This is a genomic window from Herpetosiphon giganteus, assembly GCF_016907925.1.
Classification (GTDB): domain Bacteria; phylum Chloroflexota; class Chloroflexia; order Chloroflexales; family Herpetosiphonaceae; genus Herpetosiphon; species Herpetosiphon giganteus.
Genome location: NZ_JAFBCZ010000006.1, coordinates 71,525 through 96,959, shown reverse-complemented (window position 1 = coordinate 96,959; position 25,435 = coordinate 71,525). Strand labels below are relative to the sequence as shown.

Here is a 25,435-nt window from a genome sequence, read left to right as displayed (position 1 = left end):
GGAGCTTTGCAATGAGTCAAGCAGCTAATCTGCCCAATCTCGTGGTCTATGGTCAAAGCGATGTTGGGCGACAACGCAACAACAACGAAGATAATTTGGCATGGCGACATGCCGATGAACGCAGTGTTGGCACCAAATTGGTCAATGGGGTAACTGAACTTTTCGCCAAAATCCGCGGCGGCGGTGCAACCGGTTTTAGTGTTAAAATCGATCATAAGTTGCTGGCCAGCCATGGGCGACTCTATGTCGTGGCCGATGGAGTCGGCGGCAACGATGATGGCGAGTTAGCGAGTCGCGCTGTTGTTGAATATACAACCAAGTTTTTCTACAATAGCGACCCCAAAAGCTATAAAAACAAACAAGAACAGCTGAATGCTTCGATTCAATATGCAACCAAAATGGTCTATAAAGAGGCTGGCAATACCAACCGCGCCTCAACTTTAGTGCTGGCCTTGGTGTGGGATGAAGGCAGCCTGCGCAAGATCATTTTCTCGAATGTTGGCGATAGCAAAGGCTATTTGTTCCGCGCCAATAATACCGAATACGATCGCGCCGTCCAAACCAAAGATCACGTCAACGCCATGAACAAAAGCCTCTGGCAATCCATGGGCGATCCTGAGGTAACGCCCCACTTCAGCGATGAGCTGGTTTTGGGCAAAGATGATGTGATTGTGCTGTGTTCGGACGGGCTTTCCGATGGGGTCCAAGCAGAGGAAATTGGCAAAATTGCCACCCAAAATGCACCCCAAAATGCCACAACTGAATTAATTAGCCTTGCCAATGAGCGCGGCGGCCACGATAACATTACCAACGTGGTTGTGCGCAATGGGCCAGCTCCAATTCAATGGGGAGCTTTAGGCGGGATTCTGGGCGTTGTCTTGTTGGTCGCAGCCCTACTCGGCGGGATCGTGTTTATGGGCGGCGACGAGGTTAACCCCAATGGCAGTGGCCGCAATGCGGTTGTCATTCCAACCCGCCCAGTGATTATGCTGGATAATGGTACATTTGCCACCGTTACCTTGCCTGCGGAAACCGCGACCGCTGAAGCCGAATTGATTCGGCAAGCAACCGAAAATCCCGTTCCAACGGATACGCTTGGCCCCCAAGCAACCACTGCACCAGGCATCAACCCAACTGTACGCCCAGAGGCAACCAACCGACCAGTGGTCCAGCCAACCAATCCGCCAGTGGTGGTACAGCCAACCAATCCGCCAGTGGTGGTGCAACCAACCAACCCACCAGTGGTGCAACCAACCAACCCACCAGCCCCAAGCGATCGCGATGGCGATGGCTTTGTTGATGATATTGATGCATGTCCCGACGTAGCTGGGCCAAACAATGGCTGTCCAGCACCAGTTGAGCCAACCGCGCCACCAGCAGTTGCCGATAGCGATGGCGATACGATTCCTGATGATCGTGATGCTTGTCCGAACGAACCAGGCGATCCATCGCGCAATGGCTGTCCAAAACCGGTGGAAGCCCCACCACCAACCAATACACCGCGCCCAACCGAACGCCCAACCGATGTGCCACAGCCAACCAAGATTATTGAAACACCACCGCCACCACCACCACCACCACCACCAGGTGGTAGTAATACTCGATTAACAGTATGGTAGTAAGGCGGTTTAGAATTTGTTATGTAAGGAGTTCGCTTAATGGGTCTTAAACGTTTATTCATAATAAGCTTACTCATCCTCATGGGGAGTTTGCCAAGCCCAAGCTTGGCCCAAAAAGCAGCAAAGCCAATGCCTGATGTTAATCAAGCTCCAGCAGTGGTTGAACAACCAACCGCTGCTGATGCCTTGCCAGTCGTTAAATGGGATTCAATTGATGTCAAGGTGGTTGAAGGCAAGGAGGCTTGGCTCGCGCTGCGCACTGATACACCAATTAATACCACTGGTGGAATTCGCATTGATATTGAGCTGTATACGACCAATGCCGCAAATGGGGCTGATATCGATGCAGATTTTGATCGCGAAATCACCCTCCCACAAACCAATCAGTCGCGCGATAACCAGATTACTGGCTACATCAGTGGCACATCGCAAGTGCTGTATATTCAATTACGCACGGTTAGCGATACCATTAACGAGCGCAACGAAGTCTTCTTTGTTGATATAACCGTCTCGAATGGCACCATTGAATCACGGGGCAATCGCGCAACGATTACAATCGTCAGAGATACAAAATTCTATCCCGCTTTTGCCAACTTCCAAAGCTGCCAAGATGTTGGCGAGCCAAATAATAACCTACCAGCAAAAAGTGGTTTCTTAGCCGTCTCAGGCGGGCCATGTTATGGTGATTTTGATGGAGAGAATCTCCAATCAATTGATTATTACCGAATTAGCCAAGCTAGCGGTGGGAATCTTAACCTACGCTTAAAAAATACCACCCCCGATCAACATGACCTTGACTTATATCTCTATAAATATAATCCAAGCACGAATAGCTACGATGTAGTCGCTCGGTCAGTCCAACCGACTCAAATCGATGATATTATTAATTTCCCAATTGTCGCCAATACGACTAATAATAATGGCCTCTATTTGGTTACAGTCTATTGGACAGCTTCAACAGGTGCTAAAATTCCAACCTATGAGCTAACCGCCAGCTGGCAATAACACTTAATTACAACAGGAGCCTGTATTTTTGTACAGGCTCCTGTTTGCACAAGCAGGTGTGGCAACGAGGAGATTATTCAGTCGTGAGGAGGATTCATCAGCGATGCGCATAATTTCTAAATCTGCTCTTTTTCTATTCCTATTCTGTTGGTTTCCAAGTGCTAGCTATGCTGACATTAAAACGCCCCAAGCAGCAACTTTAGCTTGGGATAAAGTATCTGTCGCAACTGCTGAAGGGATCGATGTTTGGTTACGCATTAATGTTGTTGGCGCTGCGCCTAGCGAAGAAGTTAATCTTAGGTTCATCTACCAAGCATTTAGTCAAATGGCAACTCCCAACGATGATTATGTGCCAACCGGTTGGCCTAATGGCACCAAAGGTACGATTACTGGCCTTCAGCGCGTTGCCTATATTAAAATCGATATTCTCACCAACACCTATTCTGAACCAATCGAAACTTTTCAAGTTGAGCTACGTCCTGATAGCGCAGCCACGGTGATTTCTGGGCCAGCACGGGCAACCATTGCCATTGCTCGTTCACGCATCATGAATCCAGCGGTCGGCTATTTAGAATCATGCATCCACCTCGGCGAACCAGCAAACAATACAGCGACAACCGCTGGGGTGATTGCGCCCAATGGCGGTTGGTGTAATAGTGATTTTAGAAATGAACAACTGCTGGCTGTTGATTATTATCGTCTAACGCCAAGCCGCAATGGAACAGTCACGATTCGCCTTGAAAATACGACTCCCGATCAACATGATCTCCAACTATATATCTATTATCTTGCTGGCAACGGTCAATATCAATTTTATCAGCAATCAACCAACTCCGGCCAACAAGCAGAATTGATTATTGCACCAATCTCAGCCAATACGAGCTACTTGATTTCTGTTTATTGGGAGAGCGCAAGTGGCTCAAAAGAGCCAAGCTATCGGCTAAGAGCCGATTTTCCATAGCAACCAAAGTATTGTTCGATTCACTCTATAATACCTACGATTCGTATCGTCGTTAGTCTATAAGTAGGAGTATCGCAATTATGAAATTTGCCAGAATCCTGATTCTGCTGTTGCTAATCCACGGGATTTTGCCCCAAGCCAGTTATGCCAGTCCTGATGTGCCTACCGCAGCAACCCTTGCATGGGACCGAGTCTTTGTCTCAACTGCCGAGGGGATTGATGTTTGGTTACGCATTAATGTGATTGGGGCTGGACCTACCGAAAATGTGAACCTTAAGTTCATCTACCAAACGTTTGGACAGCAAAACTCTGCAACCCCCAATGATGATTATGTGCCAACCAATTGGCCTGATGGTACTAAAGGGGCGATTAGTGGCAATAATCGGGTTGCCTACATCAAGATCGATATTCTGAATAATACCTATAGTGAACCAATTGAACAGTTTCAAGTTGAGTTGCGTTCAGATTCATCAAGTACGGTTATTTCTGGGCCAGCGCGGGTAACAATCGCCATTGCGCGTTCACGCACCATGAATCCAGCGGTCGGAACAATCGAATCGTGTATTCACGTTGTCGAACCAAATAACAATTTCCCAACCTCAGCAGGTGAAATTGCTGCTAGTGGTGGTTGGTGCAATAGTAACTTTAGCGGCGAGCAAATTCGCGATCTTGATTATTATCGGATAACCCAATCAACCACTGGACGATTAACCATTCGGCTTGAAAATACCACTCCTGATCAACACGATCTTGATTTATATCTCTACTATCGCAATGGTAGTGGTCAGTATGAAACCTATCTTCAATCAGTCAATAGTGGACAGCAAGCCGAGACCATCATCGATGCCCCAATCGCCGCCAACACGAACTACCTCATTGGGGTCTATTGGGCAAGCTCTAGTGGAAGTAAAGTTCCAACCTATCGTTTAAACGCGACCTTTAGGCCATAAAGGGTTCACTGGCATGGCGCAACAGCTTCAAACATTGCGCCATGCCAGCCTCATAACCAGCGATCGCCCGCCGATTCTAGCAACAAGGATTCTTAGGTTATGCACAACAAACGTTGGTCATTGTTCCTACTCATAATCTTTAGTCTCATGGCCTTGCCGGTTGCTCATGCCGAGGAAGCTAGCCCAGCAAACGAAGAAGCTAGCCCTCAAGCCATCGCAGTAGCGTGGGAACGGACTGCGGTTCAGACAACTGAAGGAATGAGTGTTTGGCTCAAAGTAATGGTGTATGGTGCAACTGAGAGTGAGAGCATTAGCCTCAACTTACGCTATCAGACCTTCAATGGTACGGCGATCGCGAGCAGCGACTACTCGCCAACTGCTGGCACTGGCAATGCACTAACCATTACTGGCTTACGCCGCTATGCCTTGATTAACATTGGGATTTTGTCGAACGCTGTTGCTGAACCGTATGAGTATTTTCAAGTTGAACTCCGTTCAGAAACGGCCAATGTAAGCGTGATTGGCGGTGCGCGCACCACAATTGGCATCTCGCGCGCCCGACTGTTTGCGCCAGTTGTCGGCGACCTTCAATCATGTATTCATGTTGGTGAGCCTGCCAATAATGCCTCAACAACAGCTGGGGTGATTGCCTTGTCTGGTGGTTGGTGCGAAAGCGACTTTATTAATGAAGTGCCAAATAACTTCGACTATTACCAATTCAAAGTCGCAGTTGGCGGCAAAGTAACCATCCAACTTGATAACATCACGCCTGATCAACACGATTTTAATCTCTATTTATATTATCGCGATGGCAACAACCAGTTCCAAGTCTATCAGCAATCGGGCAATCCGGGCCAAACATCTGAGTTGTTGAGCAATGTTCCGATTGCAGCCAACACAACCTATCTGATTAATGTGGTTTGGGCTGCTAAACTCGGCGATAAAACCCCAGTCTATCGGGTTAAAGCTTTATATCAACCCTAATTGAGCACGCTTGACCTCCAAAGCGAGGTTGGTTGCCTACCCGCGCATAGCATTTATGCTGGCGCTTGTCAAGGCTAGCGAATAGTGTGATAATGGGGCAGCAACGAAGTTGTCGAGAATAGTTAATCTTTGGTACTGAAGAGAGCGGTCTGCCGCTGTTTTCGTTGTAGGATGCTGCTATGGAGTCGTTTGAACATACACAGTTGGGCGAGTATGCCTTGCAAGACGAAATAGGTCGTGGTGGGATGGCGCTCGTCTATCGAGCACATCATCCCGACTATGGCTCAGTCGCCTTTAAAGTGCTGCCGCCTTATTTCGCCCACGATACCGACACGCTCCGACGATTCATGCTCGAAGCACGGGCGATTCGTGAACTGCACCACCCGCATATTGTGCAGCTCTATGAAGCCAGTGATATTCCTGATCCCAACAATACCCGCCAACGAATCCATTATATTGCTATGGAATTTATTGGCGGTAGCACACTCAGCGAACGCTTACAGAAGCAACCCCGTCAACAACTCAATCCAACGATTGAGATGGGTTTGCATATTGGTTCAGCCTTAGATTACGCACACCGTAAGCAGTTTATCCACCGCGATATTAAACCCAGCAATATTCTGTTTCGCCACGATGGCCATGCGGTGCTCGCCGACTTTGGGATTGCGCTGGTAAGTAATGAAGCTCGCATGACCAAAACTGGCGGTTTTGCTGGAACCGTCGCCTATACAGCACCAGAAATTGCTGAAGGCCAAAGTGCTGATGCGCGCTCGGATATTTATGCACTGGGCTTAATTTTATATGAAGCCTTAGCTGGCAAAAACCCTTATGCCAATATGCATGCCAATATTGCAGTTGCGCTAAGCAAAATTATCAGCACACCTTTGCCGCCATTGCGTGAATTGGCCCCACATGTGCCACCACTGATGGCCCAAATTATTGAACGGGCCACTGCCAAAGATCCTGAACGCCGCTTCGAAAACATGTCTGATTTCGTTGAAGCGCTCAAACAGGCTAAATTTGGCCGCACGGCAACCAAACCAGATACCCCACTGAATGCGCATGGCAAACCCATGATCCCAATTGCGCGCCCAGGTGGCAGCCGCAATGAACGTAGTTCTGAAGGCGATTCAACCAGTACCCGAGTTTTCAATCCTGTGGTTGGAGCTGCGAGTGCAGCCAATGTGCCACTTTCACAGCCAAACCAACCAATGGCTGGCCCAGCTAGCGCTGCCAATATGGCCATGCCCGCCGAAGGTACGCAAATCTATGCACCACCAGCAGGAAGTGGCGCAAATAGTCGGGTTAATCAACCATTGAGTGGGGTTAATCAACCACTCAGCGGAGTCAACCAACCCTTAGGCCAAAATTCACAAGTCAACGCTTCATTGCCAAACGATGGCACACAGATCTATGCGCCGGAAGCAGTTGGAGCGCCGAGTGGGGTCAATCAAGCATTATCTGGGGTTAATCAAGCATTATCCGGAGTCAATCAGCCACTTACCGGCCAAAACCCGCTGCGTGGCCCAAGCTCGCGGCCAAATCGTACGGTTAATGCCCGGCCAATTGAGGTTGCCCGACCTGCAACTGCCTTCAATCAAAGTCTTAACCCTAGCTCAGAGCCAAATCTCAACTTTGCAGGCACAGGCTCAATTGCGCTGAACCGACCCAATAACAAAAAGAAAGCCTTAATTGCTGGCATTGGCGGCGGCATTTTAGGGCTGGTGTTAATTGGGGTCTACATTCTATCAGGCAGCAATCCTGCCAACAACACGACGGGCACCGGAACGCCGAATTCGGTTCAGGTTAATACCAATGGCGGGGCAACCGCAACCACTGGTAGCGACAGTCAAGGAACCCCCGTTGGAACCCAACCAATCGGCATCGTCGATCCAAGCGCACCAACCAGTACCTTGGCTCCAACCCCAGAAAATAGCCCAACGCCAGAGCCAAGCAATACGCCAGAACCAACAGCCACATCGAATGCGGTTGTAGCAACGGCGCGTCCACAACCACAACAGCCGCAACCAACAGCACGGCCTCGGGCATCGAGTACACCAGTGCCCCAAGCAACCGATGTTCCACCAACCAATACCCCAGCGCCAGTCGATAGCGATGGCGATGGGTTTACCGACGATGTTGATGGCTGTCCTGGGGTTGCTGGGCCAAATAATGGCTGTCCGGCACCAACCGAGCCGCCACCACCAACGGCAATTCCTGACTCAGACGGCGATACCATTCCTGATAACGTCGATAATTGTCCGAATGAACCAGGTGATCCATCACGCGGTGGTTGTCCAAAACCGCCACCAACCAATACGCCACGGCCAACCGCTGCACCGACCGCGCCGCCAATTAATCCATAATGTTTGTCGGAGATCACGCGATCAGAGCGCACAATCCAGTGCGCTCTGTCTATGATCACAATCAATGTTTAGCATTAGGTGGCCCTCTATGCAAAACTTAAGTAATCTTCAACTTGGGGAGTATCATCTAGCTGAGCAGATCGGGCAAGGCGGCATGGCAATTGTTTATAAGGCTGAACATCCACAGTTCGGTACAACAGCCTTCAAAGTCTTGCCGTCAATGCTCGTTCATATCGGTGAACTGTTAACGCGCTTTCTCAACGAAGCCGATGCTGTGCGGATTTTACATCACCCACATATCGTTCAATCGTATGAGACCGGCGCAGTACCCCACCCCAAACTAGACGAGGAGGTCTATTTTATTGCGCTCGAATATATCGACGATGGTTCGTTGTTGGAGCGCATGATCGCCAGCTCGCTTGCCGTCGAAGATGTGATTAAAATCGGGATTGATATTGGCTATGCCTTGGAATATGCCCACAGCAAGGGCATTATTCACCGCGATATTAAACCGAGCAATATTCTCTTTCGCAGCAATGGCCAAGCTGTCTTAGCCGATTTTGGCATCGCCAGCACGGCGCAGTACATTCGGCTAACCAAAACCGGCAACGTAACCGGCACAATCGCCTATATGGCTCCTGAAATTATGCAGGAAGTGCCAGCTTCGCCGCGCTCGGATCTCTATTCGCTGGCCTTGGTGCTCTACGAAACCCTAACCAACTCGCGGCCATTTGGCACGGATACTGCCTCGCCACAGCTAGTACAAAAAATTTTGCAAGAGCGCATTCCGCCGCTGCAAGAGGTTGTGCCCAATATCTCACCAGCAGTCGCCCAAGTCATCGAACGCGCCTTAGCCAAACGGCCTGAGCAACGCCAAGAATCAGTTGGCGAGTTTGTGAGCCAGCTGCAACATGCCCTCCAACGGCGCATCCCAAGCGAATTTACCATTCCCTTACCAGCGCCATCCGAGGATCTGTTCGTCGATCAGTTTACCCAGCCGCAACAGCGCGCACCAAAAGCCCGCCCAGTCGACATCAATCGGCCAAGCGCAGCAGCGCCAACCTTCGGACTCCAAGCAAGCAGCAATTTTGCTAGCTCGGCTCGGGCAAAATTCACTACAACCATTCAGTTCGTCTTGATTGCAGTTGTCACTTTCTTTTTGGTCCTAGGTATTTTTTTCTTTTTTCAATAATTGACCCTAGGTATTTTTGCATTATTAATTGTTGACACAACTGAACCAAGCGAACCGCTATCAAGCCCAAAATTGCCCTTTTCAGCGCTTCATCGTAAAACAGCGATGAAGCGCTTGTAGTTAACGGGCCAGCAAAGTATATTAACAGCGTAGCCCGTATGGATACGGTTCAGCGGGAACAGCACCTGAACAAATCAACCAAACCCCAAATTGATCACCGCTATCGACTGTAGGATTGGCCTATGGAAATAGTCGGTGGTGCGTCGAAACTAGCAACTAGCATATCAGCGCTATGGGGAAACGCACAAAGACATGCACATGGCTCGGGCTGGTGGTGACTGATCACCGACGAATTCCCATCTGCTGCTCGGTTATCAATTTGAAGCATTGTTATCATACTTGCGTGATGTGACATAACCGTAATTTTAAGGTCAACCGCGAGTAACCCTAACAAGCCCAGCCCCTGCGAGGTTTTCTCGGCAGGCAGCCGCTTGAATTAGGCATAACAATTAGGTATTTGTGCAGCTTTGAAGCTGTCGAACCGTATCCGCGGGTCTTTTTGGTTAGAGTGTTTTGATGAATGCAAAAAAGGATTGCCAGCATCTCGGAGGGGCTGCTGGCAATCGCCTTTTAGGGCTTTGGCACATAGCTAAAAATGCTATCACTAAATTCAAGTTGATAATGCTGATCGATCAAGCGAATACTTTCTTCAGTCCAACGCCCAGTCGCATCACGCCTATCGGCCACATCGAATGGCAACATGATCAAGCTCCAACGCCGTTGCCGAATGCTCTCATACAGGCCATTCGACGGCCATACCCCACTCTCAATCGCTGGCCCCATGGTCGAAGGATCATCAAAAATCAGCGGTTTGCCCGCCGCAAGCGCCAAACCAGGATTATCAAGCAATACATCACCAGGCTTGGAGTGAATGTAGGGCACAAACCGCGCCAAATCATTAATCTCAAACTCGCCACCATACCAACTTGGAGTTTGGCGTAGGAGCCAGCCTTGGAAAAGGCCAGCACTCAGCGTTACAACCGTCAGCGCATGCCACCAACCACCCTTGCTCCAGCCAAGCTCCAACAACAAGCCCAGCGCTAGCCCGCCAGCCAAACTCCAAGCAAGCATCGTTTCTAAAAGATGGTTATGATGTGCGCCGATTTCGCCAGCGCCATACAGCGAAATTGGCGCAAGCACTGCATACAGCCCAGCTTGGCGCATCGCATAATTGCGCCACTGCAAGGCCAAGCCAACCAGCGCCAAACCCAATAATGGCAACGACCAGCCAAGCAGGCGCACATACTTCCACATCAGGTCAAAGCTCCACCACTCTGAGCGATGCAAGCCCCAAATGTGGCGCGTTGCCCAGCCATCGGTCACAAGATCCAAGATCAAATAGGGCAGGCCAGCAGCTAAAATCACCAGCGTACCAAACTTCAGCGCTTTGCGCCAATCGTGCAGCAGCAAATTCAGGCCAACCGCCAGCGGAGCAATCGCTAAGGTTTGTTTGGTTAAAAATGCTAAGCCAAAACAAACCGCCGCCCAGCCAAACCAACGACCTTCGCGCCAGCTTGCCAACAGCAGCCCGAGCGCAGTAAAACTCAAAGCAAATAAATCGGGCTTGAGCCGCAACGCCCAGAGTTGGGCAGGCGCAAAGGCCAGCCAACAGGCCCCAATCGCCAAACCAAGCAACCAGTAGCGGGTATTGCTGGCCACAAACAGGCTGATAATCAGGCCAATCGCCAACATTGAAAGCAGCGAAACCCAACGCCCTGCGGTAAAGGGGCGCTCAGGGTCAAACGGCATAAACGAAAGCAGCATGGGGTGCAACGGGGTATAGGGGGCGGAAATAAATTCCTCGGCCACAATCGGGCGATACAACGAGCGATCACGCCGAATTAGTTGGGCTTCGTGCAATAATGTGCCTTCAAGGCCATCATCTGGGGTTTGCATGGTCAAGATTGGCCGCCGCGCCAAGCCACGTTCAAAGGCTGGCCACATCAACCCAAGCATCACTATCAGCATGAACCCGCCAATCCCAAGCCGCCACCAAGTCTGTTTTAGCCCTTCAGTCTGCTGTTTTTCCATCGTTGTTCATTCTTCCACAAGCTAACAAAAGCCCATGGATGATAGCAGATCCGCAGGGCAACGTCTAGCAAACTGATTCGCTCGCAGCCGAATGCTCATCTAATTATCATTCTGCCAACAAGGGCTGGCTTTAAGCTTTAGCCCCAACTTGATCATAGCTGATTGATGCGGGGCAAAAGTTCTAGCGTTCGTGCAAACTTTGTAGCAATTCGCTGCGCACGCTTGGCTCGCTTTCGGTTTGCAAAGCTTGTTGCAATAATGTGCTGGCTGAATCATCAACATTACGGCCAATCGCCCACGCAGCATGCTCGCGCACAAGGCTGCTTGAATCGTGCAGCAAGGGCGCGAGCAAGGGCAAAATACTGGGGTCGCGCCAGTTGCCAGCAGCCACACAGGCATTACGCACCAAACGATCACGCTTAAGCCTGCTAATCGCAGCGCTGCCATAGCGCTCGCTAAAACTCGCCGCATCCAAGCTTAGCAGGCTAGCCAGCGTTGGCGCAGCTCGGTCGTGATCGATTGGAAAAAAAGCCGCTTCTTGGCTTTGCACGCCAAAACGCTGCCATGGACAAACATCTTGACACACATCGCAGCCAACAATCCAATTGGCCATTTGCGGGCGTAGCTCACGCGGAATCGAGCCTTTATATTCAATCGTCAAGTACGAAATGCAGCGCCGCGCATCAAGCACATGCGGCTTGGGAAAAGCTTGGGTCGGACAAGCTCGCAAGCAGCGGGTACACGAGCCACACATCGTCAGCGGCGCAGGCTGATCGTAATCAGTAAATTCGTAAGTCGTCAGAATTTCGCCCAAAAAGAAAAATGAGCCACGTCGTGGGCTAATTAGCATGGTGTTTTTGCCAATAAAGCCCAAGCCTGCCTGCTGGGCATGCGAACGCTCTAAAATCGCCCCAGTATCCACATACACCCGCTGCTGCACAGGATTGGGAATTTGGGCTTGCAACCAATTGGCCAATTCTTGCAAACGCGGAGTCATCAGATCATGATAATCAATGCCCCAGGCATAGGCCGCAATTCGCCCACGGCTGGGGTCGTTGAGCAGGCTTGCAGGAATTGGCAACGTGCGATAATCCAGCGCCACAATAATCAACGAGCGCACATTCGGCACAATCACATTCAGATCTTGGCGGCGAGCTTGGCGATCAGGCCGCGCCAAATAGCCCATCTCGCCATACATTCCGGCCTCAACCCATTGTTGATAGGCATCCAACGTCGGCGATGGGCGTGCTGGCGTGATGCCAACCAAATTAAAGCCTAAACTGGCGGCTTGCGCGCGCACAGCAGCAGCAAGATTAATCGTCATAAGCCACTTTAATCATCAGCATCTGGGGCTTGCTCACGCAACCGCCGCAACTCTTGGCGCAGCAAATCGATTGAGGCTAAACTTCCATCAGCAGCTTGAAAAAACCAATGTTCCCAGCCGTTACAACTTGGCTGGCCTGTTAAAATGGTGCCAAGTTTATGAATCGAGCCACGCGTGCCATCGGCCATGCGCAGCGAAGCATCTGCCAACAGGGTTGCGCCAAGCGTTGGATCACGATTAAACCACAGTTGTTGGCCAGCCTGCAACAAGCCATGTTCCAACAAATTGCCAAACGGAATTCGGGGAATCCGCCGTTTGTTGCTCGGCAAGGCTTCGAGCGCAGCAGTGTTGGTTGGTGGGGCAATCGCCGCAATGCGGCCTCGCGCAGCCTCGACATAGCTTGGGTCGCGTTCGATGCCAATGTAGTGGCGGGCCAAGCGTTTGGCCACCGCGCCAGTCGTGCCAGTGCCAAAAAAGGGATCAAGCACCACATCGCCGACATTTGAACTGGCCAGCAAGACGCGATAGAGCAAGGCCTCAGGTTTTTGGGTGCTATGTACGCGATTGCCGTTGATGCGCAAGCGCTCATTGCCAGTACACAGCGGAAATTCCCAATCACTGCGCATTTGTTTATCGTCGTTCAAATGGCGTAACGCATGATAATTAAAGGTATACTTTTGGCCTGGTGATTTAGCACACCAAATTAATGTTTCATGGGCATTAGTTAGGCGCACACCACGAAAATTTGGCATTGGATTGCGCTTAATCCACACAATATCGTTTAATATCCAAAACCCCAAATCTTGCAGAATTGCACCAACGCGATAGATATTATGATAGCTGCCAATCACCCACATCGTACCATTATCTTTCAAAACGCGCTGACATGCTTGCAACCAAGCACGAGTAAACGCATCGTAGGCAGCAAAATCACGAAACGAATCCCAAGCATCATCAACCGCAGCAACATGCGTCATGTTGGGGCGCAATAAATCGCCACGCAATTGCAAATTATAGGGCGGGTCAGCGAAAATGAGGTCAACGCTGGCTGGTGGCAGTGATGGAAGAACATCACGACAATCCCCTAAAAGGATTTGATCGTGGTTCAAGGCTAAATCGGCCATAAGCAGTCCTCATGCGTGATAGTAAGATCGTATCCTACCAAAGAATCAGTGCATGTGGAACATGGAATATTGTTAGCATCAGGCCAATTTGGTTCTCAGCAACGATACTGCCTAGTTAGTCGGCAACCTTGCGTTGAAACAGCCCAGCCAAGGCATTTTTGCGCGGCGCAAGCACCAACACAATAATAAAGATCGCCGTATGCGCCAACACAATCGACGAGCCAGTCGGCACGCCATCGATATAGGCCGAAACGTAAATCCCAATTGTTGCCGCCACCAAGCCCTGCAACGATCCCCAAACGATCATCGACCAAAAGCGCCGCACCACCAGCGAAGCAGTTGCCGCTGGCGTGACCAACATCGCCACCACCAAGACAATCCCGATGCTTTGAATCGCTACTACCACCGTGATCGCCATAATGCTGAGCAACAAATAGTGCAAGAAGCCAACCGGCAAGCCTTGGGCCGCCGCCGCTGTGCGATCAAAGGTCATCAGCACCAATTCTTTGTAGAGCGCTGCAATCACCACCAAAATTAGGCCACCAACCCCAACGATCGTCCAGAGATCGCTTTGGCGTACCGCGAGAATATCGCCCAGCAACAAGCCAAATAGCTCTTTGTTGTAACCACGATTGCGCGAAAGTAGAAAAATGCCCAGCGCAAACATGCCAGCAAATAACACACCAATTGCGGTATCGAGGCTCACTTTGGAGCGGCGGGTGATCCAGCCAACGCCCAAGGCTGTGGCAACCCCAAAAATCGCCCCGCCAAGCGCAATATTCCAGCCCAGCATCGAGGCAATCACCACGCCAGGAAACGAGGCATGCGCCAATGCATCACCAATAAACGATAAATCTTGCAGCACCACAAACGCACCCACCACCGAGCAGAGAATTCCAATCAGAATCGCGGCCAGCAAGGCGCGTTGGGTCGGCGCAAATTGTAACGGAACCACGACACAGTTCCATAAATCAGTACATTTCATCGGTCGGAAACCTTTTTTGAGTTGGGGATCAGTTGACGGGGGTCGGGGATCGGGAATAACTGCTCAATCACCACCCAAGCGCCACGAGTCCGCTAATTCTTCGCTGTTGAATCGTTGTTGGTGAGCGCCGGTTTTTCGCTGCAATTGCTATGGTTGCAATCGAGAATAATTCGTTCGTGGCTTGGAACCAGCACTAACGAACGCCCAAAGGTTGCTTCAACCACATCGCGGGTCATAATCGCAGTTGGCGGGCCATAGGCAATCAGGCGTTGATTCAAACAGAGCAAGGCATCGAAATGATGCTCCAGATGCTGCAAATGATGGGTTGTAACTAGCAAGGTACGGCCAGCATTGCTCAAATCGCGCAGGAGATGCAAAATTACTTCTTGGGTTGGCACATCAACACCACTAATTGGCTCGTCGAGCAGCAATACATCTGGCTCTTGGGCCAAAGCGCGCGCCAAAAATACCCGCTGCTGCTGGCCACCAGAAAGATCGGCGATTGAGCGCTGGGCAAAATCCTGCATATTAACTTGTTCAAGTGCCGCGTCAGCTAGCTCGTAATCGGCTTTTTTGGGCCGTCGCAGCCAACCAAGCTGGCCATAACGCCCCATCAGCACAACATCGCGCACGCTGGCAGGAAAGCGCCAATTGACCGCGCTAATCTGCGGCACATAGGCAACTTTGCGCGAACGCTTAGCCAAGGCTTGGCCCGCCACCAAAATTTGGCCAGTCGAAGGAATTAAGCCTAAGATCGCTTTGATTAATGAGGTTTTGCCAGCACCATTGGGGCCGATAATGCCGATTAATTGGCTGGCTTGGGCTTGAAACGAAACATCGCTCAAGACTGGGCGTTGATCATAGCGAATGGTAAGTTGACGAACTTCAAGCGCTGGGGCAATCGTCGTAGGCGCTTGAAGCCGAATATGCGCTTGGGAAGCAACCGCTGCCATAGAAAAATCCTTGTTAACGCAAGAAGCTATAGGCAACAGCCGCTGCTGTTCCTATAGCTACTGCCATACATCACGTGTGCGTTATTTGAGCGCAGCAACAATAGTATTCATATTGTACCGCATCATGTCGATATAGCTAGTTGCTGTCTCGCTACCTAAAGTGTCGGTATACAACACGGCTATCGTTTTAATCCCTGCTTCGTCAGCAAGCAACTCGGCAGTTTTTTGATTGAACTGAGATTCTGAAAAAATTGCGGGCACGCCGCTGGCCTTAACGCTTTCGATCAAGGTCGATAAATCGCCAGCAGAAAGCTCGGCTTCGGGGTTTTCCAACAATACGCCAGCTACTTCAAAGCCATAACGCTTGGCGAAATAGGGAAAAGCATCGTGGTTGGTAATCAATTTGCGCCGTTCGACGGGAATTTGGGCCGCCAAGCCTTGCAATTCTTGGTCGAGCGCTTCGAGCTGGCCAAGATAAGACTCTGCATTGGCTGCATACACAGCTTTGCCACTTGGATCGATGGCGCTTAGTTGGTCGCGAATCGTCACGGTATACGACATCACATAGGTTGGGTCGAGCCAAAAGTGCGGGTTGCCCTCTTCGTGAGCGTGCTCATCGCTATGTTCTTCATCAGCATGCTCTTCGCCAGCATGGTCAGCTTCAAGCGCCACAAAGCCTGCTGATAATTCAACCCGTGGTTGCTCGCTGCCGCCAGCATTTTCAAACAAGGGTTCGAGCCATTCCTCAAGCGCGTGGCCATTGAAAAAGACGATGTTGGCATCGGCAATTTTTTGGCTATCGCCAGGCGTAGCCTGATAATCTTCTGGGCCAGCGCCCAAAGGAATAATATTATCGACGATCACCCGATCGCCACCAACTTGCTTAATTACATCGGCCAAAATGCTCATGGTCGTGACCACACGAATTTGGCTGACTGGCTCGGTGGAAATTGCCGTGGCAGTTGGCATTACCTGATCGGCAGTGGTGGTTTGCTGTTGGCTTTGGCTAATTTGGCTTGGTTGAACGGTGGCAGTGCTTTGGCCACAGCCAACCAAGATTGCGAGCAACAGCACGAAACTATATCGACGCATTGCAATTGAATCCTTAGCTAATTGATACTATTCTCATTATAAAAGAGATAATATCTCAATAATATGGTTTTTGTCAAAAAAAAGCCCATTGCCTTGAGGGCAATGAGCCGATGTATATAGATCAGCACATCGGTATCATAATACTGCAATAATGCTTAACGTGCCAAGAATTAACATCATATAAACGGCCAAACGCCAACCAATGTGGGAAAGCGGCTGGATACTGCCTGGAACCCGCACCATATGGGCTTCCCCCAGCACCAGTGCGAGTGCTCCAACGACACACAACATCAACATAAGAGTGATTTGCATAGGACACCTCCTTGCGGGAACTGCCGCCGATGGATGTTGCAGCAGCTATACGCGCAAAGTAAAAAGGTGTTTCACACTTCGCTGATATAGCAGGCCAAAGCGCGGCGCAGGCTTGGGAAGGCTTGTTGCAAATAGCCGTAAACCGTATCGGGGCTAATGCCTAATGAGCGTGAAGCCTCTTGAGCGGTCATTCCTTGCAAATAACAAAGGCTAATTGCCATTCGTTGGCGAGTTGGCAGCGTTTCCAAGGCTGCATAAATATATTGGCTTAATTCAGCTAAAAGCGTTGCATCGCCCAAATCGCCAACGCTCATGCGCTCATCCAGTTCATTCAAGTTGGTTTGAGGTCGTTGGCGACGGCGATAATCAAGCGCAGCATTAATCGTAATCCGATGCAGCCATGTGCCAAGACTACTACGGCCTTCAAAGCGATTGATATGTTCAGCTGCACGAATAAAACTTTCTTGCACAATATCATCAGCTTCATCATCGGAGTAAACATAGCGTCGAGCAAGCCGTTGCAACTGTGGGGCGAAGGTTTGCAAAAAATAATTAAAGGCTGCATCGTCGCGTTGGCGCAACCCGGCAACCAGACTAGCTTCATTTAATTCGTGGCTGCTAGGTTGAAAAGCAAGCATCACAACAGTCCTTGGCTAGGAAAAAATCAGCAACATTGAGTCAGAATCGAGCGGTGTTGCAACTTTAGCACAAGCGCCTGCTAAGCCCTGTATCCAAAAACACGACTTTTGGATAGCTCAAGCAAAACATAGGTTCAGCCCAAAATAGCGCAATAGTCCTAGGTTAAAAAAGGCCTAGTTAGGTGGCTCGTAAGCAGATTCGTGATAGGCTTAATCCTATACCATTGAGCGGACTAATTGGGGATTTATTGAGCGATACAACTTAATAGGAGGCGATGTCATGCGACGACGCATTCGTTGGCTACTGTTAATCGGTGGAGTTGTCGGGCTTAGTGTGGCAATAGGTATTGGCTGGTGGCAACGGGCAGCGCCAGCGGTTAAGCCCAATCGAACCTTGGTGCAAGATCAAACAGGCAATTTGCAGCTGATCACGGCCAGCAAACCAGCATTAACGCTCACCAATGATGCCTCAGCCAGCATTCAATACACCCAAGTTACGCCTGCGCCCGACGGCCAACACGTCGCCTATATTCAACTAAGCCCCAAACAAAGCGAAATTCGAATTCAGGATTTTGATGGTAGCCCTGCGCGCAGTATTTTTAGCGATTTCAATTTGCGGCCTTTTTATCTTGCATGGTCGCCCGATAGCCAAAGCATCGCTTTTTTGGCCGCAGGCACGACCATGGAATTGTATGTTGTGCCAGCTAATGGCTCGCAAACAGCGCATAAAGTGCGCGATGGTCAGCCATCGTATTTTGCTTGGAAGCCAGATAGCAGCGCATTGCTGTTGCACACTGGCGGCGGCACTCCGGTTGGCAGCACCGCGCTGCACTCACTCCAATCCAACGATCTGACTTTTTTTAGCGAAATTGCTGGCGATTTTCAAGCGCCTGCGTGGAATGCTGATGGCTCTGCCCGAGTGGTTGTGGTGGCTGATGGCAATATCAACCAATTGATGCAGATCGATCAAACTGGACAACGGGCGTTGAGCGAGCCAACCAGCGATGGCTTTATGTTTGTGCTTTCGCCCGACCGATCCAAAGTGGCTTACCAAACTTTTGGCATTCAAACTCGTTCGGGATTGATGATTCAAACGATTGCGACTGGCAAGAGCCAAACATTCGAAACCGCGCGTCCGTTGGCCTTTTTCTGGTCGCCTGATGGACGTTCGGTCGCCTTGTTGGTTGCCGATGCCAAGCCGCGCGGGCCAAGCGGCGATACAGGGATTGTGCAAGTTAGCCGCCAAGCCCAAACTGGCGTGCAAGTCCATTGGGAAGTACTCGATGTCAAGTCGGGGAGCGTGAAGCGGCTCAAATCGTTTGCCCCAAGTAGCCAATTTTTGAATGTTTTGCCCTATTTTGACCAATATGCTGCCTCGTTGACCTTTTGGTCGAGTGATAGCCAATATTTGCTGAATAATAGTAGTAACGGCGTTTGGCAAATTCATGTTGAAACTGGAGCCGAGCAGCAACTGACGAGCGGAGCATTTGGAGTTGCTGTACCTTAATCCTTAACCCCTCGCCTACATTGCGTGGGCGAGGGATTTTTGCTGCTAGGTTTTGCATAACCCAAGGCATAGCAATGCTAGCGAAAATACCAGCGCAAGGCGCGTTGCAGCCATGGTTTTTCGAGCCAGCGCGTAAACGAGCGTTGGGCAGTCATTTTAAGGCCTTGCGAGCGGGTAGGATAGACGTTGATCAAGCCGCCTAATTTTGAGGCGCTAACGCCCGTGCCCATCGCCAACACCGCTGCGTTGATCATATCGCCTGCGCCTTGACCGATGATATGCACGCCAACAATTTGCTCTTTGCGGCCAACCGCCAGAATTTTGGTAAAGCCTTGGGTTGCATCCTCAGTGCGCGCCCGATCGTTGGCGCTCCACGGCAACTCATAGACGCGTAAGCTGCTGCCATATTTGGCCCGCGCTTGATCTTCATTCAAGCCAACATGGCCAACTTCGGGGTCGGTAAAGGTTGCCCAAGGCACTAATTCGTATTTCATGACGCTTTGGCCAGGAAAAAGCGCATTGCGCAGCACAGCGCCAGCTTCTTGGGCCGCAACATGGGTAAATTGATAGCGCCCAATCACATCGCCGCAGGCAAAGACCCGTGGGTTGCTGGTGCGCAAATATTGATCAACATGAATTCGGCGTTCAGGATCGTATAAAATGCCCGCTGCATCTAAGCCTAAGTTATGTACATTTGGCGTGCGTCCAGCGGCCACCAGAATTGCATCAACCACCAAGGTTTGTGGCGCTTGACCAGAAGTCTGAATCGTGACGTGCTTGGCTCCGGCGTTGACCTCGACCTTGAGTGTTTTGGTGTTGAGGTAGATTTGCATGCCCTCAGCTTTGAGCGCTTGAGCCAAGGCTGCGCCCATGGCATGATCATCTTTGGGCAATAATCGCGAGCCTTGTTGAATCAGGCTGACTTCTGCGCCGAAACGTAACAGCGCCTGACCTAGCTCACAGCCAATTGGCCCACCACCAAGCACAAGAATCCGCTTGGGTAATTCATTTAATAAAAAAAGATCTTCATTGGTAAGGTAGCCAGCCTCGGCCAAACCAGCAATTGCTGGAATTCTGGGATGCGAGCCGGTCGCAATGCAAAAATGTTTGGCGCGCAGCAACTCGCCATTAACTTCCACGGTTTGATCATCATAAAAACGAGCACGACCTTCGATAACCCGCGCGCCTGCTTTGCGCAGCACCTCGGGCGCATCATCGTGCTGATAAATTTGTTCTTGAACCGAGTGCACATACTGCATCACCGCCGCAAAATCGATTTGTGGTTTGGCAGCAATGCCATAGCGCGCAGCATTCGCCGTTGTATGGGCAATTTTGGCAGCGTGGATGAGGCTTTTGCTGGGCACGCAGCCAGTCCATGTACAATCGCCACCGAGCTTATTGGCTTCGACGATGGTAATTTTTGCGCCCAACGAAGCGCCAAATTTGGCAAAGGTTATGCCCGCCGAGCCGCCACCAATTACCAATAAATCGTCCATGCAAGCTCCTTATTAGCACAGAATATTGATCCACGAAGGGCACGAAGAGCACGAAGGGCCAGAAACCACGAAGGAGGCGAAGAGCGCGAAGGATTTCTTAGCCACGAATTACACGAATTGCACGAATGATCATTATTGTAGCCACAGATTACACAGATTATTTAAATTATGTTCCTGCTAGGCCATAGCCATCATTGCTCTGCGCCGCTGCGTTAAATCCCCGATCCTCAAATTCTATGTTCTATGTTCTATGTTCTATGTTCTTTGTTCTATGTACTATACTGCCACATTTCCCCACCAATTCTAAACGATTGCGAAACGTAGATGGGCTTTGGGCTTTGGGCTTCTGACCTCTGACTTTTGACTTTTGACTTCTGACTTTTGACTTCTGACTTTTGACTTCTGACTTTTGACTTCTGCCTTATGTTCTATGTTCTGTGTTCTATATTCTGCCTTTCATCCTTCATCCCTCATCCCTCATACTTTCTAATGCGACGGGTTATGTTATAATCAACGCCGATGCATGTCATCATTCCCCACGCACTGCGGGTGACATGATTTTAGGGGAGCTACAGATACACTTTTATTTAGGAGGGGTCCTCCCATGAACAAACGCATTATTGCGTTCATGATGTTGTTGGTTTTGATGGTTCCAGTTTTGGCTGCTTGTGGCACCGAAACCGCTGCAACCACCGCTCCAGCAGCTACGGCAACCAGTGCTGAAGCTGCGGCAACCGCAACCTCAGCCGAAACCATGCCAACCGCTGCAACCGAAGCAACCGCTGCGGCAACCACGGTAGCAACCGCCGAAGCAACCACTGGCGGCGGCGCAACCAGCGAAATCAAAATCGGTTTGGTAACCGATGTTGGTAAAGTTGATGACGGTACCTTCAACCAATTCGCGTTCGAAGGCTTGAAACGGGCCGAAACCGAACTTGGCGTGAAGATCGACTACATCGAAACCATCGATCCAAAAGACTACGAAAAGAACATTGAACAATTCGCGAGCCAAGGCTACGATTTGATCATCGGCGTAGGCTTCTTGATGGGCGATGCAATCAAAGCTGCTGCTGCCAAGTACCCAGATTTGAAGTTTGCTATTGTTGACTTCGCTTACGAACCAGCATTGGCCAACGTCAAGGGCTTGGTCTTCTCAGAAGACGAATCAGCATTCATCGGTGGCGCTTTGGCCGCAATGGTTTCAAAGACCGGCAAAATCGGTGCAGTTGGCGGTAAGGAACAAGTTCCTGCGGTCAAGAAGTTCGTGCTTGGCTACGAAGCTGGCGCTAAATACGTCAACCCCGACATCCAAGTTATGACTGTCTACATCGACTCATTCACCGACCCAACCGCTGGCGGCGAAGCTGCCAAAACCCAAATTACTGAAGGCGCAGACGTAATCTTCGGTGCTGGCGGCCAAACTGGCTCAGGCGCAATCAAGACCGCTGCTGACAATGATGTATTCGTAATTGGCGTTGACCAAGACGAATACAACACCACCTTCAAAAAAGGTCCAGCTCCTAAGTTGATCACCAGCGCTATGAAGCGCGTTGACAACGCTGTGTTCGAAGTCGTCAAGGAAGTTGTCGATGGCAAGTTCGAAGGTGGCGTATACTTCGGTAACGCTGCTAACGGCGGCATCGACTACGCTCCATTCCACGATGCAGAATCAGCCTTGCCAGCAGACGCTAAAGCCAAACTTGACGAAATCAAGAAGGGCTTGGCCGATGGCACGATCAAAACCGGCGTTACCTTGAACTAATTTGTTGCCGCAAGGCACAAACCCGTGGAAGGGCTGCGTTAGCAATGACGCAGCCCTTTTACTTTTGTGTGGTATTATCACAGCATCGAAACACAGCAACTCGAACAACCAAGCACACGTTTGGTCAGTTTTTTGGCAGCCAACAACGTGGTTGTTCTGCATATTTGAGGCAATGCTGCCTCTTTTTGATTAACTAGGAGTCTTGTGTGACCGCGAACGTCGTACCTGCGTTGGAAGTCCGCAATATCACCAAGCAATTCCCCGGGGTTTTGGCCAACGACCATATTTCTTTTACCCTGCTCCCCGGTGAAATCCACGCCTTCCTTGGTGAAAATGGCGCGGGTAAATCCACCCTCATGAACATCTTGTATGGCCTCTACGATCCTGATGAAGGCGAGATTTTGATTAATGGCAAGTTGGCCAAGATCAAGAATCCTGCTGATGCAATTGGGCTTGGTTTAGGCATGGTTCACCAAGAATATGCCCTCGTCGATACCCTAACCGTCACAGAGAACATTATTCTTGGCACCGAATTACGCAAAGGCCCAGTGTTAAATGCCAAGGAAGCCAGCCAACGCGTGCGCGAGCTTTCTGAGCAGTATGGTCTGGCCGTGCCACCCGATGCGATCGTCGGCGATTTGCCGGTTGGTGTGCAGCAACGGGTCGAGATTTTGAAGGCGCTCTATCGCAATGTCAATATGTTGATTCTCGACGAACCAACCGCCGTATTGACTCCCCAAGAGGCCGATGACCTCTTTCGGGTTATGCGCGAATTGGCCGATCAGGGCAAGGCGCTGATTTTTATTACTCACAAATTGCGCGAAGTACGCGAAGTTGCCGACCGAATTACCGTCTTGCGTCGGGGCAAGGTTGTCGGCGACGCAGACCCCAAAACTGCCAGCGAAGGTCAATTAGCAGCGCTGATGGTAGGTCGCGATGTTGTCTTGAAAGTTGATAAAACTGCGGCCAACCCTGGCGATGTGGTGCTGAAAGTACGCAACCTCAATCTGCGTGACGATCGCGGCCTCACCGTGCTTGATGATGTTTCAATTGATGTCCATGCCGGTGAAGTGCTGGGGATTGCTGGCGTGCAAGGCAACGGCCAAACTGAGTTGGTCGAGGCGATTACGGGTTTGCAAGCCCTGCCGAGTGGCTCAATTGAATTGCTTGGCAAGGATATTACCAATCGCCCGCCGCGCTCGATTACGGAACAAGGCGTGGCCTACATTCCCGAAGATCGCAAAGGCACAGGCTTGGTGCTTGGCTATAGCATCCGTGATAATTTGGTGCTTTCAACCTACTACAAACCACCATTTACCAAAGGCTTGACCTTTAACGACCCAGCGATTGACGAAAATGCCAAAGAATTGATTGCGACCTTTGATGTGCGCACGCCCAGCGCAACCACGACTGCTGGCTCGCTCTCAGGTGGGAATCAACAAAAAATTATTGTCGCCCGTGAATTTACCCGCAAAAATCGCTTGCTGATTGCTTCACAACCGACGCGGGGGATTGACGTTGGCTCGATCGAATTTATTCACAATCAAATTATTAAACAGCGCGATGCAGGGCTGGCGGTCTTATTGGTTTCGGCAGAGCTTGATGAAGTTCTGGCCTTAGCCGACCGCGTTGCTGTGATGTACCACGGCAAAATAGTTGGCATTCTCCCGATTGCCGAAGCTACGCGCGAGCGCGTTGGCCTGTTGATGGCCGGTATTCAGGAGCAACCCAATGGCAAATGAGCAACAAGCCCCCGCTGAAACCAAAAAAACCACTGAGCCGCAGCCCAGCAAACGGCGCTTCGGCTGGCTCAACGAAGCGATTGTGCCGCTGTTGGCAATTTTGACCGCAGTGTTAATTGGCGCAGTGATCGTGTTTGTTTCGATCCCTGGCAATAAACTGCCAACCTTTGATCTGAATATTTACGGCAGCCGCAGCGATTGGTTTTTTAGCACCATCCCTGAACGGCTCCGCGTGACCTTGAGCGCCTTCACTGGTTTGTTCTCTGGCGCATTTGGCGATTGGACTAAACCAAGTACAATTCCGGTGGCCATTAGCAATACTTTGGTTGAATCAACGCCCTACATTTTGGCAGGTTTGGCCGTGGCCGTCACCTTCAAAGCGGGCTTGTTCAATGTTGGGGCTGAAGGCCAATTATTGATGGGCGCGCTTGGCAGCGTCGCGGTTGCCGCATTTATGCCGCAATGGTTTGGGGTTGCCTCGCTGCCAGCAATCATTCACTTGCCAGCTGCTTTGCTGGCTGGGGTTATCGCTGGCGGGCTGTGGGGGATTATCCCGGGCTATCTCAGGGCCAAAACTGGCGCGCACGAAGTTATTACCACGATTATGCTCAATTATATTGCCTTGCAAGTGATGGATTATTTGATCAATGGCGTGATGAAAGATAAAAGCGCCACCTTGCAACGCACGCCATTTATCCACGAAAATGCCGCTTTGCCCCGGATTATCAGCAAAGCCACCGACCCCAGCCTCACTGGCGGCCAAGCGTACCCACGTTTGTTCACCACCACCAGCAGCACATGGGATCTACGGATTCACATGGGGATTGTGCTGGCATTTTTGATGGTTGGCTTTATTTGGTGGTTGATGAACCGCACGCCCAAGGGCTTTGAAATTAAAACCGTGGGCGAAAACCCCGAAGCAGCCCGCTATGCAGGCATGAGCATCACCGGCACGGTGGTTGGCGCAATGGGCCTTTCGGGCGCATTGGCAGGGCTGGCAGGCACGAGCCAAGTGATTGGTTTGGAATACAACCTCAAGGCTGTGTTCTCCAGTGGCTTGGGCTTCGATAGCTTGGCAATTGCCTTGTTGGCCAAGAGCAACCCGATTGCGATTGTGCCGGCAGCGCTGTTCTGGGGTGCGTTACGCACTGGCGCAGGCGCGATGCAAGTCAATACTGGGATTTCGATCAACCTGATTCAAATTATTCAAGCTTTAGTGATTATGTTTATTGCTGCCGACCAAATTGTGCGCTGGATTTATCGCATCAAGCAAGCTGAAGGTGGCAAAATCACGTTTAACCGTAGCTGGGGTAAATAGCGCCAGCGTCGTCG

At 50.5% G+C, this 25,435-nt stretch carries 20 protein-coding genes; 11 read left to right on the top strand and 9 right to left on the bottom strand.

Annotation, left to right across the window (positions count from 1 at the left end; genetic code table 11):
* The first annotated feature begins 11 nt into the window (after positions 1-11).
* The 7 genes from JOD20_RS07335 (at position 12) to JOD20_RS07305 (ending at position 9,077) form a co-directional block, all read left to right on the top strand.
* Entirely contained in the window at positions 12-1,619 is a 1,608-nt protein-coding gene (locus JOD20_RS07335; RefSeq protein WP_204754640.1) for a PP2C family protein-serine/threonine phosphatase, read from the top strand.
* A gap of 39 nt (positions 1,620-1,658) precedes the next feature.
* Positions 1,659-2,624, top strand: a complete 966-nt coding sequence (locus tag JOD20_RS07330; RefSeq protein WP_204754639.1) for a hypothetical protein — start codon at positions 1,659-1,661, stop codon at positions 2,622-2,624.
* Between the two features lie 103 nt (positions 2,625-2,727).
* The gene (locus tag JOD20_RS07325) at positions 2,728-3,585 is read left to right on the top strand and encodes a PPC domain-containing protein (protein WP_204754638.1); all 858 of its coding nucleotides are present in this window, start codon (positions 2,728-2,730) and stop codon (positions 3,583-3,585) included.
* A gap of 80 nt (positions 3,586-3,665) precedes the next feature.
* On the top strand, positions 3,666-4,535 hold the full coding sequence (locus JOD20_RS07320; RefSeq protein ID WP_204754637.1) for a PPC domain-containing protein: 870 nt from the start codon (positions 3,666-3,668) through the stop codon (positions 4,533-4,535).
* A gap of 99 nt (positions 4,536-4,634) precedes the next feature.
* On the top strand, positions 4,635-5,519 hold the full coding sequence (locus JOD20_RS07315) for a pre-peptidase C-terminal domain-containing protein (protein ID WP_204754636.1): 885 nt from the start codon (positions 4,635-4,637) through the stop codon (positions 5,517-5,519).
* A gap of 179 nt (positions 5,520-5,698) precedes the next feature.
* The gene (locus tag JOD20_RS07310) at positions 5,699-7,885 is read left to right on the top strand and encodes a serine/threonine-protein kinase (protein WP_204754635.1); all 2,187 of its coding nucleotides are present in this window, start codon (positions 5,699-5,701) and stop codon (positions 7,883-7,885) included.
* Between the two features lie 88 nt (positions 7,886-7,973).
* On the top strand, positions 7,974-9,077 hold the full coding sequence (locus JOD20_RS07305; RefSeq protein ID WP_204754634.1) for a serine/threonine-protein kinase: 1,104 nt from the start codon (positions 7,974-7,976) through the stop codon (positions 9,075-9,077).
* 630 nt (positions 9,078-9,707) lie between these two features.
* Here JOD20_RS07305 and JOD20_RS07300 read toward each other — a convergent pair.
* From JOD20_RS07300 to JOD20_RS07265, 8 genes are all read right to left on the bottom strand, one after another.
* On the bottom strand, positions 9,708-11,168 hold the full coding sequence (locus tag JOD20_RS07300; RefSeq protein WP_204754633.1) for a glycosyltransferase family protein: 1,461 nt from the start codon (positions 11,166-11,168) through the stop codon (positions 9,708-9,710).
* A gap of 181 nt (positions 11,169-11,349) precedes the next feature.
* Positions 11,350-12,492 (bottom strand): tRNA epoxyqueuosine(34) reductase QueG, encoded by a 1,143-nt coding sequence (gene queG / locus JOD20_RS07295; RefSeq protein WP_204754632.1) that lies wholly within the window; start codon positions 12,490-12,492, stop codon positions 11,350-11,352.
* A gap of 8 nt (positions 12,493-12,500) precedes the next feature.
* The gene (locus JOD20_RS07290) at positions 12,501-13,616 is read right to left on the bottom strand and encodes a site-specific DNA-methyltransferase (protein ID WP_204754631.1); all 1,116 of its coding nucleotides are present in this window, start codon (positions 13,614-13,616) and stop codon (positions 12,501-12,503) included.
* Positions 13,617-13,731: 115 nt separating this feature from the next.
* Positions 13,732-14,601, bottom strand: coding sequence for a metal ABC transporter permease (locus tag JOD20_RS07285; protein WP_204754630.1), 870 nt, complete (start codon positions 14,599-14,601; stop codon positions 13,732-13,734).
* Positions 14,602-14,693: 92 nt separating this feature from the next.
* Entirely contained in the window at positions 14,694-15,554 is an 861-nt protein-coding gene (locus JOD20_RS07280; RefSeq protein WP_204754629.1) for a metal ABC transporter ATP-binding protein, read from the bottom strand.
* An 81-nt stretch (positions 15,555-15,635) separates the two neighbouring features.
* Positions 15,636-16,646: a metal ABC transporter substrate-binding protein gene (locus JOD20_RS07275; RefSeq protein ID WP_204754628.1), complete on the bottom strand. Its 1,011-nt coding sequence runs from the start codon at positions 16,644-16,646 to the stop codon at positions 15,636-15,638.
* A 135-nt stretch (positions 16,647-16,781) separates the two neighbouring features.
* Complete coding sequence (locus tag JOD20_RS07270) at positions 16,782-16,958, bottom strand: hypothetical protein (RefSeq protein ID WP_204754627.1); 177 nt, start codon at positions 16,956-16,958, stop codon at positions 16,782-16,784.
* 71 nt (positions 16,959-17,029) lie between these two features.
* Positions 17,030-17,596: an RNA polymerase sigma factor gene (locus JOD20_RS07265; RefSeq protein WP_054533451.1), complete on the bottom strand. Its 567-nt coding sequence runs from the start codon at positions 17,594-17,596 to the stop codon at positions 17,030-17,032.
* A gap of 280 nt (positions 17,597-17,876) precedes the next feature.
* Here JOD20_RS07265 and JOD20_RS07260 point away from each other — a divergent pair, with 280 nt between their 5' ends.
* On the top strand, positions 17,877-19,103 hold the full coding sequence (locus tag JOD20_RS07260) for a TolB-like translocation protein (protein ID WP_204754626.1): 1,227 nt from the start codon (positions 17,877-17,879) through the stop codon (positions 19,101-19,103).
* A gap of 77 nt (positions 19,104-19,180) precedes the next feature.
* Here the strand turns inward: JOD20_RS07260 and JOD20_RS07255 are convergent, their stop codons facing one another.
* A complete protein-coding gene (locus JOD20_RS07255; RefSeq protein WP_204754625.1) occupies positions 19,181-20,599 on the bottom strand; it encodes a dihydrolipoyl dehydrogenase family protein in 1,419 nt (472 codons plus the stop codon).
* A gap of 604 nt (positions 20,600-21,203) precedes the next feature.
* Here JOD20_RS07255 and JOD20_RS07250 point away from each other — a divergent pair.
* The 3 genes from JOD20_RS07250 to JOD20_RS07240 all read left to right on the top strand — a co-directional run bounded on the left by JOD20_RS07250 (position 21,204) and on the right by JOD20_RS07240 (position 25,421).
* Positions 21,204-22,361 carry a BMP family lipoprotein gene (locus JOD20_RS07250; protein ID WP_204754624.1) on the top strand — a complete coding sequence of 386 codons (1,158 nt, stop codon included), beginning with the start codon at positions 21,204-21,206 and terminating at the stop codon, positions 22,359-22,361.
* Between the two features lie 206 nt (positions 22,362-22,567).
* On the top strand, positions 22,568-24,103 hold the full coding sequence (locus JOD20_RS07245; RefSeq protein ID WP_204754623.1) for an ATP-binding cassette domain-containing protein: 1,536 nt from the start codon (positions 22,568-22,570) through the stop codon (positions 24,101-24,103).
* Entirely contained in the window at positions 24,093-25,421 is a 1,329-nt protein-coding gene (locus JOD20_RS07240) for an ABC transporter permease (protein ID WP_204754622.1), read from the top strand. Before JOD20_RS07245 ends, JOD20_RS07240 begins: the two co-directional genes overlap by 11 nt.
* Positions 25,422-25,435 lie beyond the last annotated feature (14 nt).

Bases quoted from the DNA above. Each gene is read 5' to 3' on its own strand.
- JOD20_RS07305 (WP_204754634.1), top strand. From the start codon at position 7,974: ATGCAAAACTTAAGTAATCTTCAACTTGGGGAGTATCATCTAGCTGAG.
- JOD20_RS07320 (WP_204754637.1), top strand. From the start codon at position 3,666: ATGAAATTTGCCAGAATCCTGATTCTGCTGTTGCTAATCCACGGGATT.
- JOD20_RS07260 (WP_204754626.1), top strand. From the start codon at position 17,877: ATGCGACGACGCATTCGTTGGCTACTGTTAATCGGTGGAGTTGTCGGG.
- JOD20_RS07315 (WP_204754636.1), top strand. From the start codon at position 4,635: ATGCACAACAAACGTTGGTCATTGTTCCTACTCATAATCTTTAGTCTC.
- JOD20_RS07335 (WP_204754640.1), top strand. From the start codon at position 12: ATGAGTCAAGCAGCTAATCTGCCCAATCTCGTGGTCTATGGTCAAAGC.
- JOD20_RS07280 (WP_204754629.1), bottom strand. From the start codon at position 15,554: ATGGCAGCGGTTGCTTCCCAAGCGCATATTCGGCTTCAAGCGCCTACG.
- JOD20_RS07310 (WP_204754635.1), top strand. From the start codon at position 5,699: ATGGAGTCGTTTGAACATACACAGTTGGGCGAGTATGCCTTGCAAGAC.
- JOD20_RS07255 (WP_204754625.1), bottom strand. From the start codon at position 20,599: ATGGACGATTTATTGGTAATTGGTGGCGGCTCGGCGGGCATAACCTTT.
- JOD20_RS07330 (WP_204754639.1), top strand. From the start codon at position 1,659: ATGGGTCTTAAACGTTTATTCATAATAAGCTTACTCATCCTCATGGGG.
- JOD20_RS07300 (WP_204754633.1), bottom strand. From the start codon at position 11,168: ATGGAAAAACAGCAGACTGAAGGGCTAAAACAGACTTGGTGGCGGCTT.
- JOD20_RS07290 (WP_204754631.1), bottom strand. From the start codon at position 13,616: ATGGCCGATTTAGCCTTGAACCACGATCAAATCCTTTTAGGGGATTGT.
- JOD20_RS07325 (WP_204754638.1), top strand. From the start codon at position 2,728: ATGCGCATAATTTCTAAATCTGCTCTTTTTCTATTCCTATTCTGTTGG.
- JOD20_RS07285 (WP_204754630.1), bottom strand. From the start codon at position 14,601: ATGAAATGTACTGATTTATGGAACTGTGTCGTGGTTCCGTTACAATTT.
- JOD20_RS07275 (WP_204754628.1), bottom strand. From the start codon at position 16,646: ATGCGTCGATATAGTTTCGTGCTGTTGCTCGCAATCTTGGTTGGCTGT.
- JOD20_RS07270 (WP_204754627.1), bottom strand. From the start codon at position 16,958: ATGCAAATCACTCTTATGTTGATGTTGTGTGTCGTTGGAGCACTCGCA.
- JOD20_RS07265 (WP_054533451.1), bottom strand. From the start codon at position 17,596: ATGCTTGCTTTTCAACCTAGCAGCCACGAATTAAATGAAGCTAGTCTG.
- JOD20_RS07240 (WP_204754622.1), top strand. From the start codon at position 24,093: ATGGCAAATGAGCAACAAGCCCCCGCTGAAACCAAAAAAACCACTGAG.
- queG (WP_204754632.1), bottom strand. From the start codon at position 12,492: ATGACGATTAATCTTGCTGCTGCTGTGCGCGCGCAAGCCGCCAGTTTA.
- JOD20_RS07250 (WP_204754624.1), top strand. From the start codon at position 21,204: ATGAACAAACGCATTATTGCGTTCATGATGTTGTTGGTTTTGATGGTT.